The following is a 23,309-nucleotide window of genomic DNA, read 5'->3' as shown; positions in this document are numbered from 1 at the left end:
AGGCCTTCTGTTGAGAAGGCCTTTTTCATGAAGTGTTCGCTCACTATGCCGTTGCCGGCACAATATCATCTTTGCAAAAATAGACACCGTTTGTCGGCAGCACATGTTGCCACAGTTGCTGACTCAATTCTTCGACTGGTGTTTTAGCACCTGCCGCAATCCACTCAGCAATGCCTTTGGCCACATTCGGATAGGCGACGCGAACCACTTTCGAGCCATCTAGCCATTCCTGAATAACCTCTGAAGAAAGGGTTTTACTGGCTTTGGCAAAGCCTAAACTCTCTAGCGCCACCACATTGGATAACTGCTCCACTTGCCCATGTAGCGGCTTCACCATAATACGGCGCCCCATATGCAAGGCTTCCGAATTCAACTCAAAGCCAGCATTACATAGCACTGATTTACATTCATGCAAATTCTTTTGGAAGCCATCACGACTAAATGGAAACACTTCGATATTGCCGTATTTACCTGGCTCAATGTCCTTACAGTGCATGCGGAACTTGTAGGAAGGTACGCCTTCCAACCACTCCATCACATCTTCACTGTTTTCAAACGGCAAATACACCAACACCTGATCGTCTTGCGCCACGCTCTTATGTTCTGCATGCTGAATAATCGGCGGCAGTATTGGTTCGCCAAAATGATGCCAATGAACACCAACCCCTTGGCTTACTGGTGCAAAGCGCGACATGATCCAAGAACCAATAGCATCGCCCTTGTATTTCGGAATATCGTATTGAAAAGCATACTGGTGACCAACTCCGATACAAGGTTTGCCTTGTCGTTTAGCGGCCCATGCGGTAATCGGCTCGAAATCCGTTAACACCAAGTCGTACTCCGACACATCAAAGCTGGCGATGTCTTTCAATAATCGCAAGACTTTCGCCTGACGGTAGGTTGCCCACATACTAATTTGGCCATTTTTGGCAACAAACGATAAACCGTTAAAAGTACGGTAATTGCCAAAGCCTTCCATATCAAAGTAGTCATTCGCATCACGGCCAGAGAAGACATAATCCACTTCAATACCAAGACGCGCAAACTCCACACTCATGGCACGAGCGCGCGTGATATGACCATTACCGGTGCCTTGCACGCCATATAAAATCTTCATGCCAACACTCCAAACGACAGCATCGCACATGTGGTGCCGAGCAAGGCGCCCATAGCGGTATCTGTTGGGAAATGTACCCCCAGAAAAATACGCGACATGGCCACCATGGCAGACCAGCTGTAGAAGCTTAGATAGAACTCTGGGAACCATTCACTCAAACAGTACGCCATGAAAAACGCGCCAGAAGTATGCCCAGAAGGAAACGAGAATTTGTCAGAAGGACGAATAAAGCTGGTGAAGTCTTCCAAAATGTCCGCTGGGCGATTGCGCTTAAAGCTCTTTTTCAGGATCAAATAGAGCACACGCTCTAGGGCAAAGCCGCCCATAATGATGTAAGCCCATGTCTCTAAGCCAAACGACCAAAATGCTAACGCCAAGACAACATACAATGGCCCATCAGCCGACATCGAAATCACTCGACTCACTCGAGTCATTAACTGGCGATGCTTACGCGCCATCAGCCAGTAAAATGTTGTCACGTCCATGTTGTGAATGCTGTTAAGTATGTTCATAACGCCACCTCTACACGTCTTCTATCGTTTCAAAATAGAAAATTTGGGTGTCATTTTCGTGGCAGGAGGATGATGCTTTTATGACAAGCAAGCGCTCACTAGGAGCGCTTTTGAAACCAGAATGGTAAGGTTGTTGATTGACAGCTGAGCAGTAGACTACAGCCAATTACTCAACATAAAGCCGATACCGAATGAGCGTGTGTAGTTATCGTAATCCAGCAACGACTGTCCGTAGCCTTCAAAATATTGGGCATAACCACGCACCTTGCCCCACATAGGGAAACTCACCCCCAAACGCACTGCGCCATGGTTCTCCGAGAAATCAAGGTTATTACGTAGCAGCACATCCACGGTGACATCATTGATCACATGCACCACGGTGATTTCACCATGGCCCAAGTAATCTTCGATATCGGAGTTATCATCGTTGTCCCCTGATTCAGGAATACGATACCAAGGCTTGATCGACACTACCGTATTTTGATGCTCGAAGATAAAGTCGGCGTAGACACGATTCCAAGAACGAGAAATTGGTTCACCACGGCCATTCGATTGGTGCACGACCCCGTAGTTTAGGTGGGATAACTTAGCGCCAAAAAAGCTGAAATCCAGCTTCGGCTCAGTGGTGATAAAAGCCTCTGGTTCATAATTGGTATCACGAAATGGGGCTGAGATTTCGCGATTGTAAGCTTGCCAATAGGATTCTTGGGTATAGGCAAACCACAGCTTTGAATTACGACCTAGCACCCCTTTCGCCACCGGAAATTTTAAACTGACCTGAAACTTAAACTCGGTGTCTTGCAGCTGATCTGAATCGACATTGTTGTAAGAGCCGCGATCTCCAGATTTACCCGTGTAATAAATAGGCAGGAAGTAATTCGGCTTGTGGGCCGTCAAGACAAAGGGATCGCCCGCGGAACGCTCTTCATATTGCACCCGCTGCTCGATCATGCCATTGGCTTTTCGAGCGCGTTCGGCTATCGGCTCTGGCGACTCTGGCTCCATTGAAACTGACTCTTCAGTTTCAATCTCCTCCAGTGTCACCGGAGCAGTTTCTGCCATGCTGACACCACTGTAGAGCCCAAGGCCAATTAAAAGCACACTTACCTGTTGCCAATTCATGGCCATCTCCTTTGACAATCGATCGGGTTATGAATCAAGAAGCGTTACGCTGGGATCACCTTACGCAGATAACTTGCATTATCCATTTCGATGATTTCTACCGATAGGCTAACTTGTTTCACCGCAAAGCTGCACAAAGCATCAAGGACAGACTGTGAAAGTTCCGATTTCTGTTTTGTACTACGCCCGCCCAACATGCGCACACTGACATGGACAAAAGCATCTTGCACACCATTGGTAATAAAGTGCTTACAGGCAAAAGCGCGCAATTTAATATCTGCCGGTTGAAACAGGCCAGAGTCGAGACATGCTTGCTGCACCGCTTCCATCCAGTCTAACGGCGGCACTTCTTGTTCAAGATTTTGGCTGTACTCAATGATGCAATGGGGCATAAGGACGTCCTTCTAGTTATTTTTAATGGAAAGAGTTTACTCAGTAACCAAGCAGGGTATCGACTGTTTTGGGTAATAGACTTAAATGACGATAGTTACGAATATTTTGCGCCACGATCTGCGCAGCACTGTGCAGCGTGGTCGGAGCCGAGATATGTGGTAACACAGTAATATTCGGATGGGTCCAAAAAGGGTGTGAACGAGGTAACGGTTCATACATAAACACATCCAGTACCGCGTGCTTGATACGGCCAGTGTTCAGCTCATACAAGAGCGCATCTTCATCGACAATTTTACCGCGGGCAAAGTTAATCAGCTGAGCACCCGGTTTTATCTTAGCCAGGTTTTCACTGCTAAGCAGCCCTTCCGTCATGGCCGTCAGCGGTAATAAACAAACGATGATATCGCTCTGTCCAAGCAGTTGCTCTAACCCTTGATCGCCAGACAAGCAGGCTACCTGTTCGATACGTTTTTCAGTGCGACTCCAACCCTGCACTTGAAAACCTAGCTTGACCAAGGCCTGTGCGGCACTCTGCCCTAATTCCCCCAGTCCCAATACTCCGACAGTACGATCTTTGGCTGCCAGATAAGGTAGCGGTTGCCATAAGACTTTGCCTTGCTGATGGGCATAAGCTGGCATTTCACGATGTAAAAACAGGGTCCACGCGATCACGGCTTCTGTCATAGCGCGACTTAATTCTGGATCCACTAAGCGCACAATACTGTAACGTGGCGGCTGTTTTTGTTGCAGCATTTTCTCCACACCCGCCCAAACACTATGCACCCAAACCAAGTTGGGTAAGGTCAATAAATCATTTGGATCGGGGTTGGCGACAATGGCCACATCGGCCATTTTGCGCTGATTTTCAGTGAGTTTACGCAGAGGCAAAACGGATTCATCAGGCATGGCTTTAGACAGTACTTCTAGCCACACGCTTTCTTCCGCTTCGTCTAGGGTACTGATAAATGGAATGGTGGAAGTTAAGAGCATAGTTTGCGTACCTCTCAAAAAGGCTTTAAATCCCTTCTTCTAACTTAGGGTTTATCATGAAAGAGGTGTTGGTTAGGTCAAGCCATGTGGCTTGCCTTTAAAAATCTCTGGGCAAAATCGGAAGCATTACAAGGTCTACCAAAATAATAACCTTGATAAGTTGAACAACCCATTTGCTGCAACTGTTTAAAATGTTCTTCGGTTTCAACACCTTCCGCGAGAACCTTCAATGACAAAGCGTTGGCCATGGCAATGATTGCCAGCACAATGGCGTAATCATCTTTATCGGTAATCAGGTCACGTACAAAGGACTGATCAATCTTCAAGCGATCAATGGGCAGATCTTTTAAATATTTCAACGAGGAATAACCGGTACCGAAATCATCAATCGATAAGCTGATACCCAGTTCACGAATTTGCTCCATAATATTTAGGGCACGCTCAAGATCCGACATCAAAGCCGTTTCCGTGATTTCAATGTCCATCATAGTGGCTGGCATTTCGCTCTCTCTCAATGCCTCAGCAATATCCTGTAACAAATTCGAGTAAGAAAACTGCATCGGGCTAACGTTAATGGATATGCGCCAGTTGTTTTGCCATAAGCCTTGTTGATGCCAGCTCGCCACTTGCTGGGTCGTTTGCTGTAATACAAAACGTCCTAACTCATGAATCAAACCGATGTCCTCTGCGATCGGGATAAATTCCATCGGTGGCACAAAACCACGCTCACGATCATTCCAACGCAGTAAGGCTTCTGCGCCAATCACTTCACCATGTTGGTTGTTTTGAGGTTGGTAGTAGACCTCAAATTCACTTTCTTTTAGCGCGCGATAGAGGGACTTTTCCATTTGCAAGCGGGCATCGGACAGTGACTGCATGTCCTCTTGGAAAAAGGCAAAGGTATTACGGCCCAGCTCTTTGGCTTTGTACAAGGCCGTATCCGCTTGGCGCAACACAGTCGCCGTCGACTCTTCCGAGCCATTAAAGAAAGACACGCCCATACTGCCAGTAACGTGTAAGTCATGGCCTTCCACATGCTTTACTTCCGCGCACTCCCTTAAAATGCGCTGCATAAAGTTCACCACTGCCACGTTGTTTTCATTCATTGAGCCGCGAACATTGCCCCACAAAAAGACAAATTCATCCCCGCCCATGCGTGCGAACGTTGTGTCCGGTGGTACCAAAGGCACTAATGAGTCGACGACTTCTAAAAGCAGCTGATCACCGACGTTATGACCTAAAGCATCATTGATGGTTTTGAATCGGTCAAGGTCGAGAATAATCAAGACACCAAAACGCCCAGACTCCATTTCATCCATGGCTTTTTGCAGATGATCGATCATTAGAGCTCGGTTCGGCAGACGGGTTAACGAGTCATAGTAGGAAAGACGGTTAATACGTTGTTGCGCTTCTTTACGCTCGGATAAATCGCGCATCAGCAGCACCACTTCGGTTTCACCCTGCACCACATATTTGTTGATACGTATTTCAACTGGCACCAACCCCTTATGGTTGGACAAGGTGGTTTCCGCCGTCATCACCTGATCAACGGCCAAATCCTGCAATGACAACTGTAAAGACGCCCAGAAACTGCCGCCTGGAAGCTGGGTCAAAGGCTGATCCGCGAGTGCTTCAGCTTGCATATTCACTAATTTTTCCGCAGCTTCATTGACCACACGAATATTGTAGCTTTGATCCAGCACTATGATGCCATCTGCCGCATGGCTAATCATGGCTTTAGAATGCTGATGACTACGCTCTAAGGCATCTAGCGCTTTACTTAAGCGCAGCCATAATTCATTAAAAGTACCTTTGAGTCGCCCCAGTTCATCATTTTGATGGTGCTTATCAAATGCCGCAGGAACGGAGACTGCACGGTTATTGTCCAAGCGTGTTAAGGACCAAGTCAGTTGTTTTAACGGACGAGTCACCATGACGTAGAACAACAGGGATAAAATCGACGCCAGTAACACGTCTTTCATGAGATTTTGAACAAACAGCTGGCTATTGAAGCGAATGACCTGCTCTACCAAATAACGTCGATCCAACTCTAAATCCACTTGACCAAGAGAGATCTCAATACCGCTAAAGTTCAATTGCCGTGAAACAGCCAAAGTATCTTTGATAAGGTAATTAGCAACATCGCTGCTTAACGATGGCTCAATAAAAGGGGCACTAGCTTGGGCGAAAACATGACCATTTTCATCATAGATGGTCACTTTATGAATGGCAGGATTGTAAAGCAAACTCTCTGCCTGCTGTTGTGCAAAGACGCTATCTAAGCGAAATAATGCTTGGGCTAACGGACGCTCAACAATCGATAAAGTATCGTTGAACTCCTTTTGAATTCGGTAGGGTTCTTGTTGGATACTTTGATAAGCCTGAAAGAAACTGAGTACGACACTCAGAATAATTGCCAACAACAGTGTTGCAATAGACTGTTTAATGTACAGAGATCGATTAAGCGCTGATACCATTATTACCCTACTGCTCAGTCTCGATGACGACAATATAAAGCACCTGCCCCATACAAATGCTATAGCAAATCATCCGATGACTATACAGGGTTCATCTACGTATGAAAACTCCGCCCACCTGACAAATCTCATCCTCCGGCAGATATCAAGACTTTCAATAACTCATTGGTTTTATAAAAGCTATTAGATGCTCGAAACAGCCGAATTTAAGCCATTGGCTAAATGCGAGGAATGCCTCCTAGCCAATAATAAGGTCACCATAAAGACGCCCCCTAGCACTACCCAAGATCCCATTACTACCGCTGACCATCCCCCCATTTGCCAAAATGGGTCAAGGTAAAAGCCACCGATGCTCGCGCCCAAGTAATAAAACACCAGATAGAGCGAGGACGCACTGGCTTTAGCCTGCTTAGCGTTTTTGCTAACAAAACTACTGGCTGTAGAGTGACATAAGAAAAAGCCAAAACAGTTGATAAATAAACCGACAATAATCGCCAGCAAGGATGATTGCAGCGTCACCAAAGAACCCAGCATCACAATCCCTGTGCCCAGAGACATTATGCGCGGTTGTGACATACGCGTAGCCAACTTACCTGAAAACGCTGAGCCAACGGTGCCGCTTAAATAGGTTAAAAACAGTAAGCTGACGTATTTTGCCGACAACGAATACGGCGCCTCTTCCAGGACAAAGGTGATGTAGCTGTATTGGTTAATAAAAATAAAGAAGTTAAAACCACCGATTAAATAACACATCAGCAACAGCGGATTGCGCAAATGCATCGAGACATTGGTGGCAAGGGTCTGCACACGAAAGCGCTTCGCTTCAAAATGACGAGAGTTTGGCAATAACACCCAGAACAGCGCAAAGCAAATAAGGCTGACCACAGCCATGGTCAGAAACGCTGCCGAAGGTCCTTGCCACTCACCGATAAAGCCACCGATCAAGCGGCCGCCGATGCCGCCCAGCGTATTGCCACTGATGTACAACCCCACCGCAATGGCCATAGCATGAGGGCTGTATTCATCCCCTAAATAGGCCACCGCAATGGCCGGTAATCCCGCTAAGAAAAAGCCTTGCAACGCTCTTAAGAACAGCAGCGAACTGTAATCACTGGCAAAACTTAAGGCAAAAGTGGTTAAGGTGACACCAAACAGGGTCATCACCATGATTTTCTTACGCCCTAAAGCATCCGACAGTGGGCCATAAAATAATAAGGATAAGCCAAGCGTTAACGTGGTGATGGTAAAGCTACTCGCCGCCTGCAGCTCATTGATGGCGAAATCCCGCGCAATCATTGGTAACAGTGGCTGCGTCACATAGACGTTTGCAAACACCATAAAAGAGCCAATAATTAATGCAAGGGTACCGCGCCAAAAGGCCCAACCACCAGTTTCAATCACTTTGGATACTCCAGTCTGAATCAATAATGAAGAAACTATACGCTCAGACTTTTTATCAATAAAATATATATAAATTATAGATTGGATAAGAAACTTTGATAGAAATAAAGCCGCTTCGCTACTTTATCACCGTCGCCAACGAGCTTAGCTTTACCCGTGCGGCCGAGCAGCTGCACATCGCTCAGCCAGCGATCAGCATGTCGATTAAGAAGTTAGAGCAAGATCTCGGAGTTAAGCTGTTTCATCGTCACGATCGCCAAATCAGCCTCACTGACGAAGGCCACGTGCTACTCGAACACGGCAAGCGCCTGATCCAACAAGCCGATGAAACGGAACTCGCCATGCAAGAACTTAGCGGTTTAAGCCGTGGCGAGGTGCGTGTCGGCATTCCCAGTATGCTGGGGTCTTACTACTTCCCACCGATTCTGATGGCATTTCGCCATCGTTACCCTAACCTCACGCTTCAAGTGATCGAAGGCGGCACTTGGAAGCTACAACAAATGCTCGAAAGCGGTGAGATCGACTTAAGTGTCATTGTGGCGGAAACGCCGAGCGAGTTATTAGAAACTCGCGCTCTAATCAAAGAACAAATGCTGGTGACCGTGGCCAAGGAGCACCCTTTTGTCGAACTAGAGAGCATTCCACCGGAGCTGTTTTTTAAGGAAGAGCTGGTGATGTTCAAAGAGGGTTATTTCCATCGTCGCGTCATTGACCGCTTAGCCCAGCAACAAGGCATCAAACCCAACTTTGGTTTTGAAACCAACCTGATCCCTTTAATCAAATCTATTGTGAAGAATGGTTTTGGTATCTCAACGCTGCTAGGCATGGTGATTGAAGAGGACGATGGGCTGGTAACACGCCCCTTTGCGGAAGATATTTGGCTCGATATCAATATTGCGTGGCGCAAAGATGGTTATTTATCCAAAGCCAATCAAGCCTTTCTTCAGTTTGTTATCGATGAAACGGAACGAAAAAAGCCAGCTTAATCAAGCTGGCTTTTGCTAACGTCAAAGCAGATAGAGCGGATGGCTATTTGGCTTGGTACAAACGAGCTTCCACCCAAGGGGTGCCTTGCAGGCGTTTGAAGGCCTTCGCCCCCGCCAGAATCCCCAAGTCAAACAGCGGCTCAAGCAACACCACACTGAGGTACGCCATGCCAAAGGTTGCCACTGAGCTAAGGTTTTCCACGCCAAGGCCTTGACCGTAAAACGCCCAGAAAGCAACCCAAGCAATAATACCGCCTTGGTAAGTCAAAGACAGGCGTAGCGCTTGACTGTATTGAATGTCCACATACGCCGTGCGCTCAGAGATGGTACGACGCGCCACCGCAGACATAGCAAACAGCGGTAACAACAAAGTCGTCACATTCATACCGTATTGCGGCAAATCAAATGGCGCAAAAAAGATACCTTGCACGAGTAGACCCGCACTTAAGCCCATGGCCGCCGCAGCGGGACCAAAGACTAAAAACAATGTTGAACCAAGAATAAAGTGTACTTCCGAAACGCCCACAGGCTGCTTCGGAAAGACTTCGAAGAAGATGAAAACAAGTAATGTCGACATGACAGCACGCATTAATAGACTGGTCAGACCGTCTTTTTTAATGGTGTCTAGAGAGGATTTCGCCACAAGGCCAAAAGCCAATATTGCGGTTGCGTAACTAAGTCCTAGCTTTGCGCCGGTAACAACGCCTGGTTCGATGTGCACAGTGTGCCTCCTTATCGTTTATTCATACCACCCGTATGAGATGAGCAACTAAGCTGAATGGCCGGTCTCCGGACTCGGTAACGCTTATCGCTTCCTTCCCATATAAGATAGTGAAAAACGACTGTGCAATCCTTGCTGTTACCTACCGTTGCGGGGGCAGTATAGGATCATTGGCATTAGCCAACTCCCTATTTCCCGTTTCACTTCATAAGAAGCACCGTTCAACGAGCGAACTGTAACAGCAAGCCAATAAGAATAGAACTGAGTGGAGTTAATGATCTCCTTTATTTGATTCATCTGAGCGCGCAAACAACAGTTCTGATAAGCGGTTACGACGCCCCATTTTTTGCTCAAGATCACGGAAGAAGTCGGTGCGATGAAAGATGGTGCCACCGATAAAACCCAGCACACTGCCGAGCACGATATCGATTAGGCGATGCTCCAATAATAAAGTCGCATCCACACCACTCGAGGTAATCTCCGCCATAATGACGGTTAGTGGCGTAATAAATATCACCGCGAGGCCGTAGTTTTTAACGATCAACATTTCCACAATGGTTTGCAGCACGCAGACACAAAGAGCCAATACCAACGCCGAAGGATGAAATGAGAAAATCGCACTGGCCAAGAACATACCGATAACCGTACCTGCAATACGATGCACATTACGGTGCCACACCATGCGGAAGGTCGCCCCTTGCAAAATCGCGGCACAGGAAATTGGCACCCAATAGGGGTTACTTAATTCCAGCAATAAGGCAAAACCATAGGAACCAGCGATACATAGGCTTAAAAACAGTGCTTCTAAGATAATCGCATTAACACGCTCATCCACTTGTACTGGCTCAGTCACGGTTTTATGAGCACCCGTTAATAGGCTGTAAATAAACGCCATCAACACGGCCCACATGCCACCTATGGCAATCAAGCCAACCCGCTCAGGCGTGGCAGCCATATCAAACGGCATTGCCATAGCAATACAAGAAGCCAAAATAAAAAAGAAACTACCAGGAGGTGGCAGGCGGTAATAACGGGTAATGACAATGACCGTAAAGGCAATCACAAACAAGGCAAAGGGCGCCAAACCAGGCACCGAAACCGCCAATGTCGCTAACGTCAAACAGGCCATAAAGCCAAAGGTACACAGAATCATGGTCAGCATGCGGGATGAGGTCCGCGTGGGACTCATGTACAAAAACACCATCGAACCTAAGCTTGCAATCATGGCTTCAGCAAAGGTGTCCGTTAACGCCCCTAATACCGCTGGCGCACCAATAGTAATGCCTGCTGCGACCGGTAAATGCCATGGCCGACTCACATTATTCAGAGCAAACAATCCTTTAAAAGCCGATTTGAAACTCACTGTTCATACGCCTCGTAGAAAATAAATATTTACTAACGCTCGCTTACGTTAATAACTTTGCCATCATTAGTTGCTATAACTGATTGACTAGATTGTTAAGTTTTGTACCTTAGGAAAAGATACCGAGTGTTCATAGTATATCACCCAGGTCTAAGGACATTAGAAAAAAGGAATACAACATGAGTCTCTCGTTGCAGAGTAAAATCACCCTTCAAAGCATTCTTGCGACACTACTGGTTAGCGTCGCCGTCGCTTGGCTAGCCTTTAGCAAGTTTAATAGCACCAGCCAAAACAGCATTCAATCAGAATCCGCCTCGCAGGCTTCCGCCATCAATGTTTACCTTAGTAATTGGTACAACGATCGCGAACAAACCATGGCGACGGTGCGCCTCCACCTCGAGGCCTCATTAAATCAAGGCACAGAAAATGAAGCAGAAATCTTAGCCATTCTTCAGCAAGCACAAGCCAGCCTTGGTTTTGGTATGACTTTTCTAGGCCTCGAAAATGGCCACATGTATCGTCATGATCCAAGCTTAAACAGTGCCGATTATGACCCACGTGTGCGCTCTTGGTACAAGGATGCCAAGGCCACACAACAGACCTATGTGACCGCCCCCTATGTCTCTGCCTCAACACAACAACTGTCAATGACCTTTGTCGAGCCTGTGGTAGTGAATGGTAAGTTTATCGGTGCCATCGGCGGTTTGGTGTTCCTTGATGACCTATTGAATCGCTTATTGGAGCTCAAAGTATTGGGCCAAGGGGAGCTAATTTTGTTGGGGCACTCTGGTGAAATTCTGGCGCATCATGATAAATCACTGATCCAAAAGAACATCGCTGAGTCAACTTATCAGATTAGCGCTGGGGACGTAAGCCAAGCCCTGAATGGCTCTGTGTATAAGGAAATTAATGCCAACGGAGTAGCTAAATACTTATACCTACAAGAACTTGGCAAAACTAATTGGGTCCTGGCTTTGGTGATGGATAAAGCCACCTTAATGGCACCGATCAAAGAATTCGCTACTTCCGCCTTTTTATTTGTCGCCATTCTACTGGTCGTGATTGCCCTACTTGTTTTCAAAGTCTCGCAATGGTTGTTAAAGGATCTGAAAAACGTAACCTCGCGCTTGCAGGACATCGCCCATGGTGATGGTGATTTAACCGCACGACTGACAAACCACAGCAAAGACGAAGTGGCCGAGCTGGTCAATGCCTTCAACCAGTTCGTCGAACGCTTACAAGGCACCATCAATAACATTAAGGCAATTGAAGGTCAGCTCTCGCAACAAGCCAAGTCCATTGATTCGACCTCTAGCCATAGCCACGACCGCCTGCAAGCTCAACAAAACAGCATCACCATGGTGGCGACAGCAGTCAATGAAATGGCCCAAGCGACTCAAGAGATCGCCGATAATGCCCTAGACACTGCCCACAATGCCGACAATGCCGTGTCCTCAAGTGAATTTGGACAAGCACAAATCGATGCCAGCCAACGTAGTATTCAGCAGTTGGCAACGGACGTCAGCTCGGTGTCAGAGGTGATTCAACGCGTTAGCCAAGATGCGGAAAACATTAATTCTATTTTGAACACCATTTCAGATATCGCCGAACAAACGAACTTATTAGCGTTAAACGCTGCCATTGAAGCGGCCCGTGCCGGTGAACAAGGCCGAGGTTTTGCCGTGGTCGCAGACGAAGTACGTGTGCTGAGTCAACGCACCTACAGCTCGATTGAAGAAATTCAAAAGATGATCGAGAACCTCCAACACAGTAGTGGCAATGCGGTCACACAAATCCAGCGTAGCCATGAACAGGCAGAACGCAGTGTGCAAGACATCCATACCGCTCGCGAAAGCTTTGACGAAATTAAACGCCTGATCACCAGCATCAGCGACCGTGCGACACAAATTGCCAGCGCCACAGAAGAGCAAACCAGTGTCAGCAAAGGCATTAGTGAGAACACCAGCGAAGTGGATGACGGCGCTCGAGAGATGGTGACCTTTGCCCATGAAAACGCTGAGACCGCTAGCCGATTGGCCCAGTTAACCAGTGAGTTAAAAGAGAACGTACATTACTTTAAAAGCTAATCAGCATTCGCCCGAAACAAAAATGCCCAGTAAACACTGGGCATTTTTGTTTCATTCACATTTACACAGCAAACGGTGCGACGCCGATCAGCAAGCCATGCAAATAAAATGCGACCAATGCATAAGCAAGCACACCGACCACCAGCGCGATGATATCGTATTTGAAATCTGGTGCTTCGAACTTCACGCCTTCGGCCTTAAAGCGACGGCGAGTAATAATAAAATTCAATACCGCCCACACTAAAAATGAGCCAAATAACAGCACATCGGCGCTGGTGCCATTACTGATTAAATGAGCCAATGCCCACAATTTAATCCCCACCACCATAGGGCAACCGACACGCGCTTTGATCTTTGAATAAGGCATGGCCGCAGCGGCAATATAGATAAAAGCAAACAAGACTAATAGCGCCGCAATATGACGTGTCCACACCGGTGGGTACCATAACCACTCAGCACTGTAACGGGCGTAGCCATAACCCATAATCAAGGTTAATAAACCGACAATTGCCACCGCTGCATGTAGCATTTTCCAGTTGCTTTTTCCGAGCTGTTGCATCATAAATACACGCCATTCAGGCGCAAATAATCTGATCGAGTGAATCCCGATAAATAACACCAAACCAACCAATAACAGCGCCATGAGTTTCTCCTATCCGAGTTTTGTGAAGGCCGTTAACTTTATTGCCCAGGAACAGTGCACAGAAACATAAAATGATGTGTGAGCCATCTATATTTCAGTGGCATTTCCTATATTATTCAGTCAATTATACAGTCTTTACAATCTATGAATGCGACTACTCTATATTTCGTTTTGTTTGCAAAATCTCGACACCAAAACCACACTCTTGTAGGCATTAATCATTATCATTAATTCTGATCCATAAACCTCAAGCAAACTCATCGCTTGGCTCATAATTTAATTTCTGTTGGACAAAGATCTAATTTTTCTATGCTTAAATTTACGACGTTTACATTACCGCTTCTGACGGCTCTATCATTGCCTATCCAAGGGATGGCTGAAGAAAGTGTCCCGACTCAAGAGCCGACCAATACTAAAGTGGTTGCAGACGCCTCATCTGAAAACGCTGGCTATAGTTTTAGTCGACAAACTGTGATCGATCTAGCGCAACAGTTAGCGCAATCACCCATGAAAGCGCCAGCAAGAGCTCCCGAAGCGCTCAACAACCTGGATTACGAAACCTATCGAAAAATTAACTTTCAACAGAACCAAGCCGTTTGGGGAAAATCGCCAACACAATTTTCTATTCAGCTATTTGCTCCAGGCTTTCTTTACAAAGACCTAGTCGAAATTGATGCGGTGGAAAGCGGGCGCGCGTTTCCTATTGAGGCGACCAAAGATTCCTTTACCACTCCTACGGATGAAATCGATCAGCTGATTGCTGATTTAGGTAAGTTCGCTGGCCTACGCCTGCACTACCCGCTCAATAAAGCCGATTACAAAGATGAGTTTATTGTCTTTCAAGGAGCCAGCTACTTTCGCGCGGTGTCGAAAGGACAAGTTTACGGTGTATCAGCCAGAGGTTTAGCGGTGGATGTGGCGCAGCCAACCGGAGAAGAGTTCCCAATGTTCCGCCATTTCTGGATTGAGCGCCCGTCTTCGACACAACAAGCAATCGTGGTGCATGCGCTTTTGGATAGTAAAAGTGTGACTGGTGCCTACCGTTTTGGTATTTTCCCAGGCTCCCCTACTCGAATCGATGTGGAAGCGACCTTGTTCCCACGCCGAGACTTAGCTCATATCGGCTTAGCTCCACTGACCTCCATGTATATGTTTAATGGCAGCTTGGATTACCCAGAAATCGAAGACTATCGTATCGCCGTGCATGACTCAGAAGGTTTGCAAATTCAAACAGGGCGCGGTGAAATGCTATGGCGTCCACTACAAAACCCTGAGACATTGCAAATCAGTGCTTTTATGGATCACTCCCCTCAGGGCTTTGGTTTGGTTCAGCGCAATCGCAACTTTAGCGATTACCAAGACTTGGAGGCCAATTATCAGTCACGACCATCGATTTGGGTTAAACCGCTTAATGACTGGGGCCCAGGCCATGTCGAGCTGGTGGAAATCCCATCGAACTCAGAAGCCAACGATAATATCGTGGCTTACTGGCAACCGTCGCAACCTCTGAAAAAAGACGAGCCTTTCAACTATTCTTATCGTTTAACACTGACCAATGACACGCCAGTTTTGTCAGGTAAAGCACACGTGGTGCGCAGTGCGAAAGGACAGAAACTGGCCTCAGAGCATGCTCAAGTAGTGATTGACTTTGATAACATCGAAGTGGAGAACCTCAGTTCTATCACAGTAGATGCGAGCATCAGCAGGGGACAAATACTAGAAGCACATATTACTCCAAACCCTTATGAAAAGGGGGTTAGAGCATTTGTGACATTCGATCCTGGTAATGCCGATTCCGCAGAATTACGTGTCCAGCTCAAGCAGGATGACACACCGCTGGCAGCGACTTGGTTATACCGATGGTTAGGTGAATAATGAAACAAACAACACGTAAATCTGGGCTTTACGCTCTGCCCGATGAAGCCACACTGGACATGCCTCGTCATGACGTAAACGAAGCTCGTCAAGCGGCGAAAAAGCAACATCAGAGTTTCTTTATGACGACCCTGCTGTCACGTCTATTTGTCCTGTTCGGGACCTTAGGCATGTCAGCTTATGGCGCCAAAGAAATGTATGAAGTGCTAAGCACTAACCATATTACTTGGTTACAGTGGTTATTCTTAACCCTGTTCTGCATTAACTTTACTTGGATTTCGTTTGCCTTCACCCAAGCTACTTTAGGCTTGCTGTTTAAGTTGTCTCCGTTTAAACGTAAACGCAAAGAGAGCGAAGCTGAAGGCGTGACCGCCATCCTACTGCCGGTTTATAACGAAGATCCTGTGCGTATCCGTGCCAGCATTGAGGCGATGCACGAAGATCTAATGGAAAAAGCACCGGGTAAATTTGCGTTTTTCATTTTGAGCGATACCAACCGTGCCGAAAACAGCATTAAAGAGAAGCACACCTTCTACCCTATTCTGAATCAAGACAGTGCTGGTTGCCCTATCTACTATCGCCGCCGTTTGAACAATGCAGAGCGTAAAGCTGGTAACGTTGCCGAGTGGGTCACCCGATTTGGTAATGACTACGAGTGCATGATCGTGCTCGATGCGGATAGTTTAATGAGCGCAGAATGCTTGTTGTCTATGTCACGACGCATGGCAGCAGAACCTTCTCTCGGTTTGATTCAGACTCTGCCAACCATTATCCGTGCTGATACCCTGTATAGCCGCATTCAGCAGTTTGCTAACCAGTGCTTTGGCCCGATTTATGCGGCTGGTCTAACCACCTGGCATGGCAATGCCTCCAACTTTTGGGGACATAACGCCATCATTCGTACCAAGGCTTTTGCTGAAGCCTGTGGTTTGCCAATCCTACCAGGTAAAGCGCCGTTTGGCGGTCACGTGATGAGCCATGACTTTATTGAAGCCGCCCTACTTCGCCGAGCGGGTTGGGGCGTTCGCTTTGATACAGACTTAGAAGCATCATACGAAGAAGCGCCGCCATCATTGATTGACGTGATGGTTCGAGATCGTCGTTGGTGTCAGGGTAACTTGCAGCACAAAGCTTTCGTCAATGCCAAAGGGCTGCACTTCGTCTCGCGTATGCATTTGATGACGGGGATCTTTTCCTATTTCAGCGCGGTATTTTGGTTTGCTTTGATTGCCGTTGGTTTCGCGCTTGCGGTTCAGGCGCACTTTGTCCGCCCTGAATACTTTACCAACCTGTCCTTGTTCCCAACTTGGCCGGTATTTGACTTCGAGAAAGCACGTTCGCTGTTTATCGTTTCTATGGCGTTGGTGTTAGCACCGAAACTTTATGGCTGGTTAAGTGTGCTGCTACATTGGCGTCAGTGCTGGAAGTTTGGTGGTCCCATCATGCTAACACTGGACACCTTGCTAGAGATTTTAGTATCGGCGCTATACGCCCCGATTCTGATGTTCTCACAGTTCCTTGTGGTGATGGACGTACTGAAAGGTCGCGACAGTGGTTGGAAACCGCAATCGCGCGATGACGGTGCCAACAAGTGGAAAGAAACCGCACGAGCACACATTTACCACACACTGTTTGGTATTGCTTTAGCGCTAAGTGCCAATTACCTAAGCCCACAACTGTTCTACTGGTCACTGCCGATTACCTTTGGTTTGGTGTTTTCAATTCCATTATCTTGGTTAAGTGGTGGTTCAAAACGTGGCAACCTAGTGCGCAAGCTTGGTTTGCTAAAGGGCCCTGAAGAGCGTCGACCTTCAGAAATCGTACAGCGTTTGGAAAGCAAATTAGCGCAGTCTGATGTGCAGACAGCCACGCTGCCCAACACGCCGCTACGCGCTTACATTGAGAATGTCGATTTCTATACTTGGCATCTGGCGCAATTACCCGAGCACGAAAGCCAACAACTTGATCGCCATAAAGTCTGCGCTGCATGGCTAATTGAAAACAGTGAAACCATTGACGAATTGGTGACACATCTTAATGAACAGGAGCATTTAGCGATTATCAAATACCGCTCGCTGTTTTTAAGACTCAGTAAGTTCTTACCGGAGAACATCTCCGACGCCAGCTCAAAGGCGTATGTCTAATCTTTTCCAAAGCCGCTTGTCATAGCGGCTTTTTTCTCTCTTTCGCGTCAGCTCTTTGCTAAAAAACCATTGAGCAAAATAGAAACTTACGCGCCAGATTCTCGCACCAGTCGATTACTTTACGCTTCTTGCACTCTTCACCTACTCTTTTCATGACATAGATTAATAAAAATATCTTATATAACGCACACATCCCCCAAAAATTGACCTAGGTTAATTTTTTTTTTTGCTAGAAGCGTATTGTTGCCACATCTTATTTGCATCCACTAGGAGACATCGATATGAAATCAGTAACTAAAATCGCTCTACTTTCTGCAGCAATCGTAAGTGCACCATTGGCAATGGCTCATGAAGCAGGCGATATGTTTGTTCGTGGCGGTCTAATCAATGTAATGCCAGATGAAAGCAGCACTGGTCTAGATCTTGGCGTTGGCAACGACCTACAAATCGGTCTAACTGCGACTTACATGTACACTGATAACATCGGTATGGAGCTTCTAGCGGCAACACCTTTCACTCACGATGTAACACTAGCGGGTGCTGGTAAAATCGGTGAAGTGTCTCACCTGCCACCATCACTAATGGTGCAGTACTACTTCGGTCACGCTGACAGCGCAGTGCGTCCATATGTAGGTGCTGGTTTGAACTACACAATCTTCTTTGATGAAAAAACTGAAGGCGCGATTGCCGGTGTTGATCTAGAACTAGAAGATTCATTTGGTGTTGCAGCGCAAGCGGGTGTGGACTTTAACATCACTGACAACCTATTTATCAACGCTTCGGTTTGGTACATGGACATCAACACTGACGTTAAACTAGACGGCGTTAAGTCTGCTGAACTAGACATCGATCCAGTGTCATTCATGGCAAGCGTTGGTTACACTTTCTAAGCGAAATCGCAAACGAACTGTACTCCACTGAGGAGCCCCGCTGGATAGGGAATGTCTAGCGGGGCTTTTTTTATGCCCAAAACAAGCGTAAAGAATTCTTAAACTCGTGCTCTGTTTGACAACATCAAGCACGCAAGCAGAACCAACCGCACAGCAAACATGGAGATACAGCTTGCTGTATTTACTCCCTGAGACTTACGGACAACACTGGAATGGTTCCAAACAAAACGGTCACAAGGAGTAATACAATGAAAAAAGTCATGCCGATTTTAGCCAGCAGCCTTGCCCTAACAGCTTTTGCAGGTGCTGCTCAAGCACAGGATTGGAGTACTCACGACAGTGGTCTATACGTGGGTGGTAACTACGGCTATCTCAAAGTAAATGGTGACGATGGCTTCGATGATAATAATGATGTTTGGCAGGGATTAGTGGGTTACCGCTTTAACCAGTTTTTCGCCCTTGAGGGTGGTTACACTGACTTCGGTTCCTATGGCGATGGTATCGCCCATGCGAAAACAGATGGTTACAGTGCCGCTGTCAAAGGTATCTTGCCGTTAACCGATTCTATCGAGTTTTTCGCTAAAGCAGGTCAGCTTTGGTACGACACAGACTACTCTGTGGCAGGTTTAGGTGGCAGCTCTGATGATGAAGCGCTGTTTGCCGGCGCGGGCTTAAACTTCAAATTGTCTGAACAGCTGCTGGTGAATGCGCAATACACTTGGTATGACGCTGAGTTAAGTGTGGATGATGTGGACGAAAACACAGATTTCGATACTAACTTTAACCAAGCCAGCGTCGGTGTTGAGTACCGCTTCTAAGCGTTTTCACAAAGCTAGCAACAGCCCACTGATATCAGTGGGCTTTTTGATTCAAAACCAAGACCTGCCGATAAAGACTGAATCCTGCGACACAGCCAATCACCGCGAAGCCCAACCAAATCCATTCTCTTGGCACTGAGGGCCAGGATAACAAGGCGCCCACGCCAATATTGCCGACAAAGGCCGCAATACCCCCCATACAAGAATACAGACCATAGTAGCTACCAAGTTCCGACTTATCACAAAACTTAGGCACATAAGATCCTAGCAATGGCAACACCAGCATAGAGCCAAGGCTAAACACCATGGCATAGATAACAAAATTCAGCCCAACCAGAAGGTTGAACTCCATCAGAAACATCAGGTAGGAACCACCCATTAGGGAAATTCCCATCCCCATCGCCTTAGCACTGCCAATGGTATTGGCGACCCAACGGCTGATCGGCAGCTGCAGCAAGATACCCATAATCGAAGACGTCATAAACACCCAAGTAATCACCTCTGAGTTAAGCTGACGCGACGCCACTTCATCAGGTAAGGACAAATACAATTGGTGAAAAAATAAATGGAAGGCACAGGCACAACAGATAAATTTCACAAACGCGCTATTACGTAACATGCTGTGCCATTGTTGCCAAAAGCGTGTTTCAGAACCGCCACGTTTTTGCTGCTCCGCTAACTCAGGCAAGTAACGCCACTGCACGAGAAACAGCAGCATAAATAAACTGGCCGCCCCGACACCGACCCAAACGAATTCAAAACTCAGCAAAGCAATGCCCAGTAACGGGCCTAAGAACATGCCAGCTTCACTGGTCCAATTTTGCATGGCAAAGATTCGGTCACGTCGAAGTTGATCTGGGGCTTCATAAGCTAAGTAAGCATTACTGGATGGGGTAAATAATGCTCCGGCAAAACCCGTAAGGAAGGCTCCTAACAGTAACAAGGGAAAATTGCCTGCCAAGCCTAATAAGGCAAAGCCCGCCACACGCACCAAGCAACCCAATAAAATCAAACGCTTGTAGCCTAAATAATCGCCCAATGTACCGCCAATCAGGAACATGCCCTGCTGACTTAAGACACGCAGACCAATCACCAAGCCTACGTGCCATGGGCTGAGACCCAAATTACGTTGCAAGTGATCTGCCAAATACGGCAGCAGCATGTAGAAACCTAAATTGAAGCTAAAGCCGTTAATGACCAAGACACGACTAGCGGCCGACAGCTGACGCCAATCGGCCAAAAAGTGATTTGCATTCATAGGGAGGGGTTACTTCAGATTATCTAGAATCAGATCGACACGTTCTGGATTAAGGGCGATTTTGTCACGCAGCTCAGGATACTTGGCGTCAATGACGTCTTTATTGATCGCATCACCTACTTGGATTACCCCGACCATGCCCATCATTAAATGGGGCGGACAGTAGTACAGATTGACACCCTCATGCTCCAGCGTCACTTGATAAGTCTCGTTATATTTTGATGCCCAAGCTTCTTGGCCCGCGGCAGTGACATAGGACTGCACATGATGGCCAGGCTGTGTCGGCACGAAGGTCACGGTATCGCCCACTTGTGCCTGAATAAAATCCGGTTCAAACACCATGGGGCCCTTTTCACCAAAGCTCAACATCTGCACTTGCCAATCTTTGGCCGATGCAGTGGTGCTTGCAGCAAGGGCCACAAGCAGTATGTAGACACCTTTATTAAGCATATTCTGCTCCTGTCTCAAGCTGATTTAGTGAGGCTTTCAAATTTGAAAAAGCCTTGGCAGCGCGCCTTTGGGTTCGAATAAACGGCACGCCAAAACTGTCTAATTGCACGTCCGCTTTGACACCGTAGACTTGCTCCACCATTTGCGGGGTAATCACCGCACTGGGTGCGCCCTGCGCCACCACTTTACCGCCTTTTAGTACCAATAGATTGTCAGCGTATTGCGCTGCTAAATTCAGGTCATGCAGAATCATCACCGACACCCAGCCCTTTTGCTTGGTCTGCTGATCCAAATGATCTAACAAGACCTGCTGGAAGTGCAGATCCAACGCACTAACCGGCTCATCCAACATCAAAATTTCTGGCTTGCGCATCAGCGCTTGGGCGAACAAGATCATCTGACACTGACCGCCACTTAAGGTTCGCACATCGCGGTTAGCCAGATGCAATAAGCCAATCTGATCCAACGCTTGCAGGGCTTCTTCTAGCAAACTATCGCCGAGTTTCAACGACAAAGCATTCAACTGGCCAAGCAAGACCACTTCCAGCACACTCAAGCCAACGTCTAAGCGGATATCTTGCGGCATATAGCCAAACTGCTTGCGCCACTGGGGCAAAGTCGCTTTGCTCAGTCGTTGGTTGTTAAACAACACTTCCCCTGCTTGCGGCTGTACATCTCCAAACAGCATCTTTAACAAGGTACTTTTGCCAGTACCGTTGGGACCTATGATGACATGGGTTTTGCCCGCTTCGAGGGAAAAGCTCATGTCATCGGCCAGCACCAAATCATCGTAGGCCAGAGAAATATCTCGAACTTGTAGCATGGTTAGCGCCTCTTACCGATAATTAGCCAAAAGAAGAAAGGTACCCCAATGATGGCGGTAACAATACCAATCGGAAACAAAGCGCCTGGAACAATCACTTTGGACAGCACCGAAGCACTGGATAACAGAAAGGCACCAACAATAAACGACAGTGGCAAAAAGTAACGCTGATCTTCGCCCACCAACATACGCGCAATATTCGGCGCGACAATGCCGATAAAGCCAATGATACCGACAAAGCTGGTGGCAGTGGCGGTCATAATTGCCACTAGAATTAGGGTTTTTAAACGCAAGCGGGTGACATTTACGCCAAGGCTTTTAGCGCGTTCTTCCCCTAAACGTAACGCCGTCAGCTTCCAGGCATCCTTCATCAAGATCAGCACACAAACGCCTGTGACCAGCGCCGTAATCGACACATTGGTCCAGGTCGCCTTAGTCAAGCTACCAAACAGCCAAAACAGAATCTGCTGGCTCAGTTCAGGTGACGAGACAAATTGCACCAATGACAACAATGACTGGAACAAGAACAGCAAGGCGATACCCGCCAAAATAAGCTGGCCCGAGGAAATATGTCGCATCATCGCCAAGCCAAACAATAAGCTTGCCGAGAGCATACAACAGATAAAGGCGCCAATTGGCACGGCAATTTGTGAGTTCAAGCCCAATGAACCAACATACAGCATCAAGGCTGCACCAAAGCCCGCCGCCGCAGCCATGCCCAAGGTATAAGGACTCGCCATCGGGTTATTCAGTAGCGTTTGCATTTCCGCTCCACCCACCCCCAGCGAACCGCCGACGATCAGCGCCATCAGAGCAATAGGTAAGCGTAAGTTGGTAACGATCACTTCAGTGGTGCGTGCCACTTCAACGGGCAAGCCAAGCCAATTTAATAGCGCATGCACCACATCTTGAAGGCTCAACATGGATGGGCCTGTGGCAATGTCGAAGATGAAGGACAATAGCAGAAAAGACAGTAGTGCCGCCAACACAAGCCAGCGGCGCTTTTCGTGACGTCGCTGGGTTTCGAGCGCCTCAGCGATCATAGTAGAAGTTTGCATGAACAGTGGGTCTAAATCACAAATATGCCAAGCATGACCTTGGCAAAAGGTTGTTTGTAACGCTATGCATAATGCTTACACATATCGGCGAATGATAATGATTTGCACAATCATTTTATGTAACTGTAGAATAGCTCACAAGGATTTATTGCGAATAATGGCTCAACGGACCTGATATTAT

The 23,309-nt window shown here is 47.2% G+C and carries 20 protein-coding genes and 1 riboswitch; of the genes, 6 read left to right on the top strand and 14 right to left on the bottom strand.

Annotation, left to right across the window (positions count from 1 at the left end):
- Nucleotides 1–43 precede the first annotated feature (43 nt).
- The 7 genes from ACOSVP_RS08990 to ACOSVP_RS08960 form a co-directional block, all read right to left on the bottom strand.
- Complete coding sequence (locus ACOSVP_RS08990; RefSeq protein ID WP_487347164.1) at nt 44–1,117, bottom strand: MJ1255/VC2487 family glycosyltransferase; 1,074 nt, start codon at nt 1,115–1,117, stop codon at nt 44–46.
- Entirely contained in the window at nt 1,114–1,629 is a 516-nt protein-coding gene (locus tag ACOSVP_RS08985; protein WP_487347163.1) for a phosphatase PAP2 family protein, read from the bottom strand. The genes ACOSVP_RS08990 and ACOSVP_RS08985 overlap by 4 nt, the downstream gene beginning before the upstream one ends.
- Nucleotides 1,630–1,785: 156 nt before the next feature.
- Nucleotides 1,786–2,751 (bottom strand): phospholipase A, encoded by a 966-nt coding sequence (locus ACOSVP_RS08980; protein ID WP_487347162.1) that lies wholly within the window; start codon nt 2,749–2,751, stop codon nt 1,786–1,788.
- A gap of 44 nt (nt 2,752–2,795) precedes the next feature.
- Nucleotides 2,796–3,143: a 5-carboxymethyl-2-hydroxymuconate Delta-isomerase gene (locus tag ACOSVP_RS08975; RefSeq protein WP_487347161.1), complete on the bottom strand. Its 348-nt coding sequence runs from the start codon at nt 3,141–3,143 to the stop codon at nt 2,796–2,798.
- 40 nt (nt 3,144–3,183) lie between these two features.
- A complete protein-coding gene (locus ACOSVP_RS08970; protein WP_487347160.1) occupies nt 3,184–4,134 on the bottom strand; it encodes a 2-hydroxyacid dehydrogenase in 951 nt (316 codons plus the stop codon).
- Between the two features lie 77 nt (nt 4,135–4,211).
- The gene (locus tag ACOSVP_RS08965) at nt 4,212–6,611 is read right to left on the bottom strand and encodes a putative bifunctional diguanylate cyclase/phosphodiesterase (RefSeq protein WP_487347159.1); all 2,400 of its coding nucleotides are present in this window, start codon (nt 6,609–6,611) and stop codon (nt 4,212–4,214) included.
- Nucleotides 6,612–6,794: 183 nt separating this feature from the next.
- Nucleotides 6,795–8,012 (bottom strand): MFS transporter, encoded by a 1,218-nt coding sequence (locus tag ACOSVP_RS08960; RefSeq protein ID WP_487347158.1) that lies wholly within the window; start codon nt 8,010–8,012, stop codon nt 6,795–6,797.
- A gap of 98 nt (nt 8,013–8,110) precedes the next feature.
- On the opposite strand from ACOSVP_RS08960, the gene ACOSVP_RS08955 reads away from it, so the two are divergent.
- On the top strand, nt 8,111–8,998 hold the full coding sequence (locus ACOSVP_RS08955) for a LysR family transcriptional regulator (protein WP_487347413.1): 888 nt from the start codon (nt 8,111–8,113) through the stop codon (nt 8,996–8,998).
- Nucleotides 8,999–9,041: 43 nt separating this feature from the next.
- Here ACOSVP_RS08955 and ACOSVP_RS08950 read toward each other — a convergent pair whose 3' ends face one another.
- Nucleotides 9,042–9,719 (bottom strand): energy-coupling factor ABC transporter permease, encoded by a 678-nt coding sequence (locus ACOSVP_RS08950; RefSeq protein ID WP_487347157.1) that lies wholly within the window; start codon nt 9,717–9,719, stop codon nt 9,042–9,044.
- Between the two features lie 42 nt (nt 9,720–9,761).
- Nucleotides 9,762–9,956: riboswitch (cobalamin riboswitch) on the bottom strand.
- Between the two features lie 34 nt (nt 9,957–9,990).
- Nucleotides 9,991–11,082, bottom strand: coding sequence for an FUSC family protein (locus ACOSVP_RS08945; protein ID WP_487347156.1), 1,092 nt, complete (start codon nt 11,080–11,082; stop codon nt 9,991–9,993).
- A 179-nt stretch (nt 11,083–11,261) separates the two neighbouring features.
- Between ACOSVP_RS08945 and ACOSVP_RS08940 the strand changes: the two genes are divergently transcribed.
- Entirely contained in the window at nt 11,262–13,169 is a 1,908-nt protein-coding gene (locus tag ACOSVP_RS08940) for a methyl-accepting chemotaxis protein (RefSeq protein WP_487347155.1), read from the top strand.
- Between the two features lie 61 nt (nt 13,170–13,230).
- Here the strand turns inward: ACOSVP_RS08940 and ACOSVP_RS08935 are convergent, their stop codons facing one another.
- On the bottom strand, nt 13,231–13,812 hold the full coding sequence (locus tag ACOSVP_RS08935; protein ID WP_487347154.1) for an NnrU family protein: 582 nt from the start codon (nt 13,810–13,812) through the stop codon (nt 13,231–13,233).
- Between the two features lie 309 nt (nt 13,813–14,121).
- Here ACOSVP_RS08935 and ACOSVP_RS08930 point away from each other — a divergent pair, with 309 nt between their 5' ends.
- From ACOSVP_RS08930 to ACOSVP_RS08915, 4 genes are all read left to right on the top strand, one after another.
- Complete coding sequence (locus tag ACOSVP_RS08930) at nt 14,122–15,687, top strand: glucan biosynthesis protein G (RefSeq protein WP_487347153.1); 1,566 nt, start codon at nt 14,122–14,124, stop codon at nt 15,685–15,687.
- On the top strand, nt 15,687–17,831 hold the full coding sequence (gene mdoH, locus ACOSVP_RS08925) for a glucans biosynthesis glucosyltransferase MdoH (RefSeq protein WP_487347152.1): 2,145 nt from the start codon (nt 15,687–15,689) through the stop codon (nt 17,829–17,831). The genes ACOSVP_RS08930 and mdoH overlap by 1 nt, the downstream gene beginning before the upstream one ends.
- 281 nt (nt 17,832–18,112) lie before the next feature.
- Entirely contained in the window at nt 18,113–18,721 is a 609-nt protein-coding gene (locus ACOSVP_RS08920; RefSeq protein WP_487347151.1) for an OmpW/AlkL family protein, read from the top strand.
- 248 nt (nt 18,722–18,969) lie between these two features.
- A complete protein-coding gene (locus ACOSVP_RS08915; protein ID WP_487347150.1) occupies nt 18,970–19,539 on the top strand; it encodes a porin family protein in 570 nt (189 codons plus the stop codon).
- Nucleotides 19,540–19,573: 34 nt separating this feature from the next.
- Here ACOSVP_RS08915 and ACOSVP_RS08910 read toward each other — a convergent pair whose 3' ends face one another.
- The 4 genes from ACOSVP_RS08910 to ACOSVP_RS08895 are packed head-to-tail and all read right to left on the bottom strand — an operon-like array spanning nt 19,574 to nt 23,128.
- Nucleotides 19,574–20,797, bottom strand: a complete 1,224-nt coding sequence (locus ACOSVP_RS08910) for an MDR family MFS transporter (RefSeq protein ID WP_487347149.1) — start codon at nt 20,795–20,797, stop codon at nt 19,574–19,576.
- A gap of 9 nt (nt 20,798–20,806) precedes the next feature.
- A complete protein-coding gene (locus ACOSVP_RS08905) occupies nt 20,807–21,247 on the bottom strand; it encodes a plastocyanin/azurin family copper-binding protein (RefSeq protein WP_487347148.1) in 441 nt (146 codons plus the stop codon).
- A complete protein-coding gene (locus ACOSVP_RS08900) occupies nt 21,240–22,070 on the bottom strand; it encodes an ABC transporter ATP-binding protein (protein WP_487347147.1) in 831 nt (276 codons plus the stop codon). The genes ACOSVP_RS08905 and ACOSVP_RS08900 overlap by 8 nt, the downstream gene beginning before the upstream one ends.
- A gap of 2 nt (nt 22,071–22,072) precedes the next feature.
- Complete coding sequence (locus ACOSVP_RS08895) at nt 22,073–23,128, bottom strand: FecCD family ABC transporter permease (RefSeq protein WP_487347146.1); 1,056 nt, start codon at nt 23,126–23,128, stop codon at nt 22,073–22,075.
- Between the last annotated feature and the right edge of the window lie 181 nt (nt 23,129–23,309).

This window comes from Marinomonas sp. HM11-D (assembly GCF_057626615.1).
The sequence above is the reverse complement of the archived record's forward strand: the minus strand, read 5'-3'. Positions and strand labels throughout refer to the sequence as shown.